This is a genomic window from Micromonospora sp. CNZ297, from assembly GCF_007827625.1.
On sequence record NZ_VISU01000033.1, the window covers coordinates 37143 to 49093 of the forward strand.

Consider the following 11951-nt stretch of genomic DNA (forward strand, 5'->3'; position numbering starts at 1 on the left):
CGGGACGTGGGTCGTCACTCGCGGACCAGCCCCGGTGGCAGCGCGTCCTCGCCGAGTTGGACCTGGCGGGCGTTGGCCACGGGGTCGCGCTCCAGGGTGTGGATCAGTGGTGCGGGGCCGCCGACGCAGGTCCAGGTGTCGTCCCAGAGCGCGGAGACCAGCCATGACCGGTCGGCGGGGAAGAACAGGTCGGGTAGCGCGCCGTGCGGGTGGCGAATGTGACCACCGGTGCGCCAGGCGAGGGCCTGTTCGGGGCCGGCCTGGACCAGCACATAGGGCTAGTTCCAGTAGAGCGACACCCTCGGGGCGTCCCGACGACGCGTCGACGTCCTCTGGGCACTCATCCGCGACCGCAAGACCTTCACCCGACCGGCACCGGCAATCCGCGCCGCGGCCTGAACCAGCACGCTCCTCGCCGACGCGACCCCGGTCCTGCCGGCCGCCCCGCCCTGCCCGTCAAGATCAACCGGCGTCACATGGAGATTCCGGGTGTGCTCCTGGGCTGCGACAACAGCGGTCCGGGGATCATGGGTGAACGCGGGCCACTCCCTGCCAGCCCAGGTGAACCCCAGGTCGCTAGACTAGGCGCTCGCGCCCTCGTAGCTCAGGGGATAGAGCATCGGTTTCCTAAGACGACGGTCTGCCGGTGTCCACAGGCCGACGACCTGCTTTCTCCTGCTGTCCCTCGTGGCGTGCCGGTCGCTTCGCGGGCTCGCTGCGATCGCTTGCCGAAGACCAGCTGGACGTTCTGGGCCCTGCGTGTGCAGGCTTACGCTGCCGGGAGTCGGGACCGAGTCACCCTTCCTCGCCGTCGAGCAGGTCGCGGCGCCACTCCGCGAATCGGCTACGGAGATCGTCCAGCGCTGGGCCGGTGATGCCGTACTGGGTGAAGTCGTCGGAGTCGAGCTGGGCGGCTTGTCCGAGGGCGTCGGCGAAGATGCGCGGGTCGAAGCCGCGGTCGGCGCGCTGCGCGAGGGTGAGGAGGGCTTCGCGGGTGTAGCGGCCTGACCGCAGGGTGGCGTCGATGTCGATGAAGTCCCGGGCGAACGCTCGCCCGTAGAGGGCGCTCATCTTGTTCGCTACCGCGTCGTCAGGGTGGAGGACGGGTCCGATCGCCATGAGGATTGGTTCGTTGGCGCGCCAGTCCACGCCGAGTTCGACCTTGGAAACCCGGGTGCCGTCGGTGACGGCCAGCCGGGCGAACGTGTCGTATTGCCGCTCGGTCTCGACGGTGAGGCCGTCGTTCCGGTAGGCGTGCACGACGGCGGTGACCGCGGCGGTGAACTCGTCGCGGCGGTCCCAAGCGGTGAACAGGTCGACGTCCTCACTGGGCCGCTCCAGCAGCCCGGCCGCCTGCACCGCGTAACCGCCGGCCAGTGCGAAGCCGTATCGATTGGCAGCCGCGAGCCCGGTACGGGCGAGGCGTTCGTGGAACGGGTCCACCGCTATGCCGCGTTGCTGCGGGTCGCGGCGAGTTCGGGGAAGGCGTCCTCCCAGCGCTGGCGAAGCTGGGGCGGCAGCCAGAGGGTGGGCCAGAGCTGCCGGAGGAGGTCGGCGTCGAGCCAGGTGTTCAGATCCTCGACGGTACTGGCTTCGGTGAGGACCACCTTGTACATGCTGGCCAGGCGTGCGGGCCGGTTGAGGTCGTACTCGGCGTGCCCGGACCAGTCGAGATGACGCGGAAGCGTCACCGTGCCCGCGGTCGGGCCATGCAGATCGGCGAGAGTCGCGGCCACCACGTAGGGCTTCCGGTCGCCGTAGGGCCGGTAGTCCGCCGGCGGCTGGGGTGACGTCCTGCGTCGGCTGAGATTGGTCGCCCGCCGGACTTCCGGTCGTAGCGCCTGGCGGATCGTCTCCCGGCTGTACCCGGTGACCCGTTGCAGATCCACCGGCCGCCAGCCGGCGGCGTGGAACGCCCGCAGCTGCTCGTCCCGCTCGGTCAGCGCGGCGGCCCGCGTCGCCTCATACCGGGAGACGACCGCCTGCAGCTCATCCTCGGAGAACCGGCCCATGGCCCGTAAGCCTACCAGGCTAGGCCCAGCGCGCTTGGCTTACGTCGTAGCTCTGTAGCCGGCGGACCAGTCATGATGATCGCGATTGATGCGCTCATGTTCTGGTGAAGCCGAGGGCCCGGTATCCGGGCATGCGGCGTGGGAGTGAGGCGGCGAGGATTGGTGTGGCCGGGTCGTGGTAGTCGTGGACCTCGGCGAGGTCCTTGCCGGGCGCGGCGCGGATAACGCGGCCGGCGCATTGGACGAGTAGGCCGTCGTAGGAGATCGGGCCGGCGAGGAAGAGGGTGTCGAGGGCGGGGGCGTCGAAGCCTTCACCGATGAACGGTGTGGTGCCGACGACAAGGAGGCCGTCGCCGGCCTTGGCGCCGTCGAGCCGGTCAACGATGGCCCGCCGTTCGCGGGTGCTCATCGCGCCTTGGAGCACAAGCGCCTGATGTCCGCGTGCGGCGAGTAGGGCGGTGAGTGCCTCGACCTGGGCGACCCGGCGGGTCAGCACGAGACAGTTGCGACCGCGGGTCAGGGCCGCGGCGACATCGTCGGCGATCTGGGTGTTGCGGGGCTCGTCGAGGGCCAGCCTTCGGTGCACCTCGGCGAGCGCGCCGGGCGCGTCCAGGTCGACGTCGCCGGGTTGGAATGTGGTCTCGTGGATGAACAGCGCTCGACGGGGTCCGGCGTCGGTGTGCATCGCGGCCGCGAGGGTGCCTTGTTCCTCGTCGGTCAGGGTGTGGCGGACGGGTCCGAGTTGCCAGGTGACGAGTTGGCCGAGGCCGTCGCGTCGGGTGGGGGTGGCGGTGAGGCCGAGCCAGAACTGCGCAGCGACTCGTTTGACCGAGTGCTCGTAGGCTGCGGCGCCGAGGTGGTGGCATTCGTCGACGATGACGTGCCCGTACCCCTGGGTCAGGGTGGCGACGTCGTCGCGCCGGGCGAGGGAGGGCAGCAGCGCGATGTCCACGGTGCCGGTGAGCTTGCGTCGGCCGCCACCGAGTTGACCGGGCTTGATGCTGAGGAACTGCTCGACGCGGGTGCGCCACTGGTCGGCTAGGGCTTTGCGGTCGACGAGAACCAGGGTGGAGGTGCTGCGTTCGGCGATCACGGCGCAGGCCATGACGGTCTTGCCGGAGCCGGGTGGAGCGACCAGGATCCCGTCGTCGTGGGCGAGCAGAGCGCCGACCGCGTTGGCTTGCCTGCTGGTGAGTTCGGCGGTGAACGCGGCGTCGATCTCGGTCCCGGAGTTTCGTACGTCCGTGACGGCCAGCCGTGACCCGGCGCGCTCGACGATCGTGGCGATGGTGTGCCGCAGGCCCCTGGGGAGGACCAGGCGGTCATCGAGGGTGAGGTCGTAGCCCTGGATGAAGCGTGGGGTGTCCCAGGTGGACTTACGTAGCCGCTGCAGCTCGTAGAACTTCGGGTTGGTCATGGCGGCGGCGTGCTTGAACGTCGCCAGCGCGGCGGGCGTGAGCTGCCTGGCGTCGATGCTCAGCCCGGCACCGGCCTCCGCGTGGACCACCGCAGGGAGCGGAGGGTGGACCTGGGTCGCGGTGGACCGGCTCATCGTCGCGACGTCCGCGCCGGTGAGGGCGTGCTTGGCCTGCCGGGCGACGTGTTCGGCGTCGCCAGGGCTGAGCCGATCCAGCGTCGACAGGAACGCCCACTGGTCGGCGTACGGCTCGAGGGTGCCGAGGTCGAGGAAGGTGGTCAGTCCGTCCTTGCGGCGGCGACCCTGAAGCGGCGCGGCGATGAGGTTGCCGAAGCCACCCTCGGGCAGCACGTCCTGGTTGGGGAACAGCCGGTCGTACGAGCGGAGGTCCATCGACCCGCGCAGCACCATCGCCTCACGGAGAAGGACGGTGCCGAGGGACCGCGCGGTGGCCGCGGGAACAGCGCCGGTGAAGAAGACCCACACGTGGGCGCCGCGGCCCGACTGGGAGATCTCCAACGCGGCGGGCACCGCGCTGGCCCGTGCCGCCTTCACGTACGCGAGGGCGTCGAGCATCGCCGTCGGCCCGTCGAAGTCGGCCACGACGAAGTGGCAGGTGTTGCCGGGCATCAGCGGGTACAGGCCCATGAACACGTCGCCGACCAGATGCGCCGCGACGACCTCCGTCGTGCGGGGCAGGTAGGTGGCACCCCGCCGGTCCATACCCTTACGCCAACCGCCCGCGACCGCGGGCATCCACCCGGCAGCGCCGGTACGGGCGTTGTCCCACCGCACGGCGTACACGTCGGCCCGGGCCCGGAACCGGTCGGCGAACAGCGCCAGCTTGTCCCGAGTCGGCGAAGCCATGGTGACCAGCCCTGGCGGCTCAACCGGAGCGGACAACTGCTCCGGCGCCGCAGTCGTGTCCTGGCCGCGCAGCTCCAGCAGACGCGCCAGCCGGGCGTTCTCCGCCCGTAACCGCTCCACCTCCCGCCGAAGATCGACGGACTCGGCCACCGAACCCATGCCGACCATCCTCGCGTATCAGGCTCCGAACACCTCGACACCGGTCCGCTATCCTCCGCCGATGGCATCGAAGGGGACCGCCGCGTTGGAGGCGATGATCGAGGAAGCCACCGTCGACACGGACGGTCACGAGGACGAGCGTGCCGGCCTGTTCGCCATGATCGAGGAGCATCTGGCGGTGCCGTTCACCACCACCGTCCTCGGCGTCGAGGTCACCATAGGCAAGATCGAGCTGGCCGCGGACAGCATCGTCGCGGTCTGCGCCCGAGGCCGCCACCGGCAACGTGTCGGTCTTCTCGACCTTCCGCTACTCACCCCTATGCCGGACGGTGCCGCGTGGATCGATGCCTACCGGCACTGGGCCGGGAGGTAGGCCACGGTGAGCGAGTACCAGTACTACGAGTTCACCGCCGTCGACCGTCCCCTCACCGGCCGGGAGCGGGCCGAGTTGCGGTCGCTGTCGACACGGGCCGACATCACTGCCACCAGCTTCGTCAACACCTACGAGTGGGGCGACTTCAAGGGCGACCCTCGCAAGCTGATGGAACGGTACTTCGACGCGCACCTGTACCTGGCGAACTGGGGCACCCGCCAGCTCATGCTCCGGCTACCGAAACAAGTGCTCGACCCCGCCACCGTCGCCCGGTACTGCCAGGGCGACAGCGCATCCGCGTGGACTGCCGGCAAGCATGTCATCATCGACCTCCACGACGAGGACGAGGACGGCGCGGACGAGTGGGACCTCGACGGCCACGGCCTGCTCACCTCGATCATCCCGGTCCGGGCCAGCCTCGCCGCCGGCGACCTGCGCCTGCTCTACCTCGCCTGGCTGCGCTGCGTACAGTCCGAGGAGATCACCGACGACGAGCCCGAACCGCCCGTCCCCGCCGGGCTGGACACCCTCGACGCGCCCCTCACCGCCGTCGCCGAGTTCCTGCGCATCGACCCCGACCTGATCGCGGCCGCAGCGGCCGGATCGCCGCCGGACGCCTGCGGTGAACCGACCGCCGCGCAACTACGCACCTGGGTCGTCGGGCTGCCCGCCCAGGACAAGGACGCCATCCTGGCCGAGCTGATCACCGGCGGCGACAGCCATCTACGAAACCGACTACTGCGCAGCTACGGCGACGCGCATCCCATCGACGCGTCCACCCCGACGGCCACCCGTACTGCCGGTCAACTGCTCGCCACCGCCGCGGAGCTGCGCGCCGTGCGGGAACGACGGGACGCCGAGCAGCGGGAACGCGACCGGATCCGCCGCGAACGGTCCGCAGCAGCCGCCCGGCAACGGCACCTCGACACCCTCGCAGTCGACCAACCCGCCGCCTGGCAGCGAGTCGACGAACTCATCGCCACGAAGAAGGCCCGCGAGTACGACACCGCTGTTCAACTCCTCGTCGACCTGCGCGACCTCGGCGAACGCGACGAGGACAGTTCGTCGTTCCAGCACCGGCTGGCCGAGCTGCGGGTGGCGCACGCCCGCAAGCCCAGCCTGCTCGAACGCCTCAACCTCGCAGGCTTCGACACCTGACGGCGTGGTTCGCCGCCGGGTGAGCTGACCATCATTGCCTGCACGCGCTGCGGTTCTCGCGCCGGCGCCACGGCCTCAGACGTCGACCGTCGGCCTGCAACAAGGACGGCGTGGGCGGCCATAGTGTGGTGTGAGGCATCAAGTATGGCCGTCGGACGAGGAACTGTGGTCCTCGATCACCGCCGGTGACGAGGCGGCGTTCGGTCGGCCCTTTGACCGATACTCCCGCCCGGTCTACAACCACGCGTTCCGGCTGACCGGGTCGTGGCCGACGGCTGAGGACGTCACTCAGGCGACGTTCCTCGTCGCGTGGCGCCGCCGGCACGACGCCCGACTCGTGGACGGATCGGCGCTGCCGTGGCTGCTGGTCGTCGCCACGAACGCGGTCCGCTCCGAGTGGCGATCGGGGCGCCGATGGCGTGCGCTGCTACGGCGTCTACCAGCGGAGCGGTACGCCGATGGTGACCTCGCGGACGAGGTTTCCGCGCGGCTGGACGACGAGCGGCGGATGGCTGAGGTCCTCTCGGTGGTCCGCGGATTGCCGCCGGCCGAGCGGGAGGCGGTGGCGTTGTGCCTGTGGTCCGGCGTGTCGTACCCGGACGCGGCGGCCGTGTTGGGCATCAGCGAGGTGGCGGTGCGGTCGAGGGTGAGTCGTGCACGCAGCCGCCTGGCCCGCTTGATGCCGCAGGAGATCCAGGAGGGGAAACGGTGAACGACATTCTCGACCTGCCCGCGGAGCGGGACCTGCCGCCGGAGGCGGCGCTCGCGATGCGGGCCCGGATTCTCGGCTTCGTGAGCCCGCCTCCGGCGCGTACGCCACGACTGCGGATCGCCGTGGCTGTGGCGGCGCTGCTGGCCGTGGCGTCCGGGGCCGCGGCGGTGGCGTGGGACCGGCCGGACCGCTCGACCGTACAGGTGCTGGCCATGGGGCCCGGGGAGCTGTCGCCGACGCTGCAGGAAGCGGCGGAGCGGTGCCTGCAGTGGGACTCCCCGCAACGACAGACCCGGCAGAATCCGGGTGAGCGACCCGTCCCGGTGTCCCTGGCCGACCTGGCGGTGGCTACCGAGCGAGGTGACCGCGCGCTGGTGTTGTTCATGAACGACGTCGGCTACGCCACCTGCGACGTGGAAGGGGCGGGAACACCCCGGGAGTCCGGCGGGGGCGCCACTGAGCCGTGGCCGCACGGTGACCTGCTGCCCGGGCCGGTGCAGCGGCTGCTGCTGACCTCCACCGAAGCCGACGGCGGGGACGTCAGCGTCAGCGGCCGGGTCAGCAGCCGCGTCCACCGGCTCGTGCTCGACCACGGTGACGGCCACACCACCACAGCACGACTTTCCGAAGGCGCGTTCGGCCTGATGACCAGCGATGCCCGACTCAAGGCCGGCAACGACCCTGAACTGGTCAGCTACGACGCCCACGGGACGGAGATCGACAGGCGCCCGCTGTTCCAGGCCGAAGACGAACTGGCGCACTGCTATGCGGGTCCGGACGGGAAGCCGATCTACGGCAAACCGACCAGCGGTTGCCGACCCGCCGAGAAGTGGCGAGGGTAGCCGCCGTCGGAGGCTGACCGCTGCCCCGGGGCGTGGGTCGTCACTCACGGGTCAGCCCCGGCGGCAGCGCGTCCTCGCCGGGTCGGACCTGGCGGGCGTTGGCCACCGGGTCACGTTCCAGGGTGTGAATCAGTGGTGCCGGGCCGCCGACGCAGGTCCAGGTGTCGTCCCAGAGCGCGGAGACCAGCCACGACCGGTCCGCGGGAAAGAACAGGTCGGGTAGCGCTCCGCGGCCGTGGCGCATGTGACCACCGGTCCGCCAGGTGAGAGCTTGCTCGGGACCGGCCTGGACCAGCACGTACGGCCAGTTCCAGTAGAGGAACACCCTCGGGGCGTGGGGGAAGACGACGTCGTGGGCGCCGGTGTCGAGGTAGGCCAGCCACCACGGCTGGTCGGGCGTGTGCGTGGTGAGGTGCGCGATGAGGGCGTGCTCGTAGGCGGTGGCGGTGACGTCGTCGGTCTGGTACGTGGTGGCGTAGGCGTCGAAGACCGGCGGGATGGCGGTGGTGATCGAGACGCCGGCAGTGGTGTGACCCGCGATCCAGGCCACGTCGGCGGTGGCGCCGACGCACCAGTCCCACCCGTCCTTGCTGACCTGCACACCGCTATTCAAGCCGCTGGGGCGGCGGTTGGCGTGGGAATCAGGCCGGTCTCGGAGCGGCGGCCGGCAACCAGCCGTCGTGGGCCACGATGCCGTACGCCTGCCCTGCGCGCGGTGGAGCGCTGATGCTGCGCAGGTCCCGCACATCGTGTCCGGGATGCCGGCCGGCGACGGCGGCAGGCTCAGGGTTGCCGCGCCCGCGGCGCCGGGGGTGGGTATGGCTGAAGTGTGTTCCGCCGTGATCGTGGCTGAGCCTCGAGGTGCCACCCACTTCTCGCTCCGCGGGCGGGCCGGGTTGAACGAGCGCGGCACCGACAGCCGTAGACCCTGATGCCCGGGAGCGGTGGGTATGGCTGCGTGTGTTTCGTCGAGATCGCTTGGCTCACGGTAGGAGATGCCACCCGCCGCTTCGTCGTCTGCGAGATTCGGTAGACCGCTGATGGAGATCCGCGACCTGCGTTCGCCTCGTGAGAAGGTGTCGGCAATTCCGAATCCACAGACGACGGGCCGACCGAGAAACCCGACCAAGCGAAGGAGCGCAAGGGTGGCGAAGCTGTGGATCGGCGTGGACATCGGCAAAACGCACCACCATGTCGCCGCCGTCGACGGTGACGGCCGGCTGGTCTACTCCCGCCGGGTCGCCAACGACGAGACCGCGCTCCTGACGGTCATGGCCGAGGTGTCGACGCACGGCCGTCCGGTCTGCTGGGCGGTCGACGTCACCACTGGCCTGTCGGCGCTGCTGCTGACCCTGCTGTGGCGCCGGCAGGTCCAGGTCCGCTACGTCTCTGGCACGGTCGCGTTCCATATGGCCGCGGCGTTCGCCGGGGAGAACAAGACCGACGCCCGCGACGCGGTGGTCGTCGCTCAGACCATCCGCATGCGCCCCGACATCCCCGTCCTGGAACCGTCTGACCGGCTCCTGGCCGAGCTGACCGTGCTGACCGGTTACCGCTCGGACCTCGTCGGGCAGCGCGTTGCCACCCTGTTCCGCCTGCAGGAACTCCTCACCGGCATCAGCCCCGCCCTCGAACGGGCCGTGGACCTGAACCGGAAGGCCCCGATGATGGTCCTCGCCTGTTGGCAGACCCCGGCCGCGATCCGCCACGCCGGCGTCGACCGCATCACTGCCCTGCTCCGACGCGGGCACGTCAAGAACGCCACCCAGGTCGCCGAGGCGATGGTCACCGCCGCCCGCCAGCAAACCGTCACCCTGCCAGGGCAACGCGCCGCCGCCGTGGTCGTCGGGCAGATGGCCACCGAGATCCTCGCCCTCGAACAACGCATCGCCGCCGTCGACGCCCTCATCGCCGAACACCTCGACCAGCACCCCCTCACGCCGATCATCGGGAGCCTGCCCGGCATGGGAAACCTGCTCACCGCCGAACTGCTCGTCCACACCGCTGGCATGACCGAGTACGACAGCCCCGCAAAACTGGCCGCCCACGCCGGCCTGGCACCTGTCTCCCGCGACTCCGGAACAATTTCCGGCAACCATCGGCAGCCCCGCCGATACCACCGCAGGCTGCGGCACATTCTCTGGATGGCCGCCTTCACCGCCGCCCGCGAATGCCCCACCTCACGCGCCTACTACGAGAAGAAACGCGCCGAAGGAAAGAACCACCGCCAAGCCATACTCGCCCTCGCCCGACGACGCGTTGACGTTCTCTGGGCACTCATCCGCGACCGTAAGACATTCGCTCGACCGGCACCGGTGATCCGCGCGGCAGCTTGAAACAGACGGCTCCCCGCCGGCGCGAGCCCATCGCGCCGGCCGATCCACCCTGCCCACCAAGATCAACCGGAGTCACATGGAGACTCCGGGTGTGGTCCTGGGCTGGGCGAACAGGGGGCCGGGTGACGTGGGTGAACGTGGGCCACTCCCTGCCACCCCAGGTGAACCCCCAGGTCGCTAGACTAGGCCCTCGCGCCCTCGTAGCTCAGGGGATAGAGCATCGGTTTCCCAAAACGACGCTCCGCTTGTGGCCGCAGGCCGATGATCTGCGGCTCTTCGTTTTCTTTCTTGGTGTGCTGGTCGCAGCGCGGCGTAGCTGTGGTCGCTTGCTGAAGATCAGCAGAAGCGCTGTGGCCCCTGTGTGCGTGCTTTCGCTTCTGGCGACCCCTTCCGTAGGGCCGCCTCGGCTTCGTGCCGTCGATGGATGGCGGCGTCGTTGCGTTGGGAAACGTCAGCGGCGTGGTTATCCGCCGACGTGGCTGCCGGGTCGGCGGGTGGGGTCCGACGGGGTGTCGACGCACTCGGGCACCTCGGGACGCGCCGCACCGGGCAGACGCCCGCCGCGATGCGTGCTTGCGGTGTTACGCCCCCGAGCGCGAGTCATCTGCCTGCACCCAACTGATCGCCGCTGCCGGTCCTGATCATCGAGCCGCCCGGTGCCAGCGCCCTCGCGGCAGCGGACAGAGTACCCAGCAACGCCCAAAGGCGCCGAACCGCGTTCGCGGTGACCAGCCGCGGGTCGGGCACCACGTGCGGAGTCGCCGCCGGCAACCCCGACAACAACGCCTTCTCCGCTTTTTGCCATTGTCGCAGGTCGTCACCGCTGGGCTTCTCCGACGTTGCGCCCGACTGCTGGCGGAAAACGGGGACCCGGCGCAGTTCGTGGGCCGCACCTGTCTCCGCATCCGACGTGATCTCCAGCGAGTCGTCGCCTTACGCGCCCCGGCGGAGCCCGTGGGGATCCGGGTCGACGGTTGGGCCGGGCGTGAACCACAATCGGCTGTGCTCGCGAAGATCCTGCCGGAGGGCGTAGCTGTCGCGGAGTTCCTGTGCGACCCGCCCGAAGCGCGTCCGTACCCGCAGGAGGCGGCAGCCGTCGCAGGGGCGGTGCCGGAGCGTCGCCTGGAGTACGCCACCGTCCGGCACTGTGCCCGGCTTGCGCTCACCCAACTGGGACTGCCGCCGGTGGCCGTGCCGAGCGGCCCCGACCGGGCCCCGATCTGGCCGGCCGACATCGCGGGCAGCATGACGCATTGCACAGGGTACCGGGGCGCGGCGCTGGCTCCGGTCACGCTGCTGGACTCGATCGGCATCGACGCCGAGCCGCACGAGCCACTTCCCGACGGACTCCTGCGCCTGATCGCCCGTCCCGACGAGCTGCCCGGTCTCGCCGCCCTGCGCTCGGCCCGACCCGACGTGCATTGGGACCGGCTGACCTTCAGTGCCAAGGAGTCCGTCTACAAGGCATGGTATCCGCTGGTGCGGCGCTGGATCGGCTTCGAGGACGCCAGTTTGCGCTTCGACCCGGTCGCCGAGACCTTCACCGCGACCGTGCACCAAGCGGGGGAGAGCGTCGCCGTCGGCCCGCTGTCCGTGTTGACCGGCCGTTGGCGGATCGTCCGAGGGCTGCTACTCACCGCAGTGGTCGTGACCGGTCAAGACCGTCGGTGTACCGGCGATGCATGACAAGCAAAGTGGTATTGCCCGACACCGGTGCCACTGCCAGTATCATCCGCGTGGAGTTCCCCTCCGGCGACGCTGGTCGGGCTGGAGAAGACGTTCGCGTTCAACCTGTCCGGGTCGAACTCACCGAAGCCGAACGTCCACCGGTTCAGATCGGGCGGGGCCCAGGTCGGTAGCCGGATGCAGGCTGAAGGAGCGGAAGTTGCCGGCCCGCGACATCGCGTGCACCTCGGTCATTCCGGAAGCACCACAGGTATCCACGGCGAACACATCCCCAGCACCGGCGGAGACGGGCGCATGGGCGGTCGCCGGTGCGACCGCGAGGGCACCACCGATCATGAGGGCGATCGCCACTGAGGTTCTCAGACCCTGGTCACGCCACACGCCAGCCT

General features: G+C 70.1%; 12 protein-coding genes. 6 read left to right on the top strand and 6 right to left on the bottom strand.

The features are described 5' to 3' along the window. Positions 1 to 14 precede the first annotated feature (14 nt). The 4 genes from FB454_RS32025 to FB454_RS32040 all read right to left on the bottom strand — a co-directional run bounded on the left by FB454_RS32025 (position 15) and on the right by FB454_RS32040 (position 4455). The gene (locus FB454_RS32025; RefSeq protein WP_357000127.1) at positions 15 to 272 is read right to left on the bottom strand and encodes a hypothetical protein; all 258 of its coding nucleotides are present in this window, start codon (positions 270 to 272) and stop codon (positions 15 to 17) included. 523 nt (positions 273 to 795) lie between these two features. Beyond that, entirely contained in the window at positions 796 to 1443 is a 648-nt protein-coding gene (locus tag FB454_RS32030) for a nucleotidyl transferase AbiEii/AbiGii toxin family protein (RefSeq protein ID WP_047891456.1), read from the bottom strand. A 2-nt stretch (positions 1444 to 1445) separates the two neighbouring features. After that, a complete protein-coding gene (locus tag FB454_RS32035) occupies positions 1446 to 2012 on the bottom strand; it encodes a hypothetical protein (RefSeq protein ID WP_091044878.1) in 567 nt (188 codons plus the stop codon). 94 nt (positions 2013 to 2106) lie between these two features. After that, entirely contained in the window at positions 2107 to 4455 is a 2349-nt protein-coding gene (locus FB454_RS32040; protein ID WP_128136117.1) for a DEAD/DEAH box helicase, read from the bottom strand. A 61-nt stretch (positions 4456 to 4516) separates the two neighbouring features. Here FB454_RS32040 and FB454_RS32045 point away from each other — a divergent pair, with 61 nt between their 5' ends. The 4 genes from FB454_RS32045 to FB454_RS32060 all read left to right on the top strand — a co-directional run bounded on the left by FB454_RS32045 (position 4517) and on the right by FB454_RS32060 (position 7540). Next, a complete protein-coding gene (locus FB454_RS32045; protein ID WP_334459781.1) occupies positions 4517 to 4828 on the top strand; it encodes a hypothetical protein in 312 nt (103 codons plus the stop codon). A 6-nt stretch (positions 4829 to 4834) separates the two neighbouring features. Continuing rightward, positions 4835 to 5986, top strand: a complete 1152-nt coding sequence (locus FB454_RS32050) for a hypothetical protein (protein ID WP_145755792.1) — start codon at positions 4835 to 4837, stop codon at positions 5984 to 5986. 130 nt (positions 5987 to 6116) lie between these two features. Next, the gene (locus tag FB454_RS32055; RefSeq protein WP_145755791.1) at positions 6117 to 6698 is read left to right on the top strand and encodes an RNA polymerase sigma factor; all 582 of its coding nucleotides are present in this window, start codon (positions 6117 to 6119) and stop codon (positions 6696 to 6698) included. After that, on the top strand, positions 6695 to 7540 hold the full coding sequence (locus tag FB454_RS32060; RefSeq protein ID WP_145755790.1) for a hypothetical protein: 846 nt from the start codon (positions 6695 to 6697) through the stop codon (positions 7538 to 7540). The genes FB454_RS32055 and FB454_RS32060 overlap by 4 nt, the downstream gene beginning before the upstream one ends. 40 nt (positions 7541 to 7580) lie before the next feature. On the opposite strand, the gene FB454_RS35125 is transcribed toward FB454_RS32060, so the two are convergent. Beyond that, positions 7581 to 8141, bottom strand: coding sequence for a hypothetical protein (locus FB454_RS35125; RefSeq protein WP_186461704.1), 561 nt, complete (start codon positions 8139 to 8141; stop codon positions 7581 to 7583). 544 nt (positions 8142 to 8685) lie between these two features. On the opposite strand from FB454_RS35125, the gene FB454_RS32075 reads away from it, so the two are divergent. Further along, complete coding sequence (locus FB454_RS32075; RefSeq protein WP_145824127.1) at positions 8686 to 9876, top strand: IS110 family RNA-guided transposase; 1191 nt, start codon at positions 8686 to 8688, stop codon at positions 9874 to 9876. Positions 9877 to 10878: 1002 nt separating this feature from the next. Next, a complete protein-coding gene (locus tag FB454_RS32080; protein ID WP_186461705.1) occupies positions 10879 to 11562 on the top strand; it encodes a 4'-phosphopantetheinyl transferase family protein in 684 nt (227 codons plus the stop codon). A 120-nt stretch (positions 11563 to 11682) separates the two neighbouring features. Here FB454_RS32080 and FB454_RS32085 read toward each other — a convergent pair. After that, on the bottom strand, positions 11683 to 11951 hold a 269-nt coding region (locus FB454_RS32085; RefSeq protein ID WP_222433955.1), incomplete at its 5' end, for a hypothetical protein.

Excerpts from the sequence above, each read along its gene's own strand:
- FB454_RS32040 (WP_128136117.1), bottom strand. The coding sequence starts at position 4,455 with ATGGGTTCGGTGGCCGAGTCCGTCGATCTTCGGCGGGAGGTGGAGCGG.
- FB454_RS32035 (WP_091044878.1), bottom strand. The coding sequence starts at position 2,012 with ATGGGCCGGTTCTCCGAGGATGAGCTGCAGGCGGTCGTCTCCCGGTAT.
- FB454_RS32045 (WP_334459781.1), top strand. The coding sequence starts at position 4,517 with ATGGCATCGAAGGGGACCGCCGCGTTGGAGGCGATGATCGAGGAAGCC.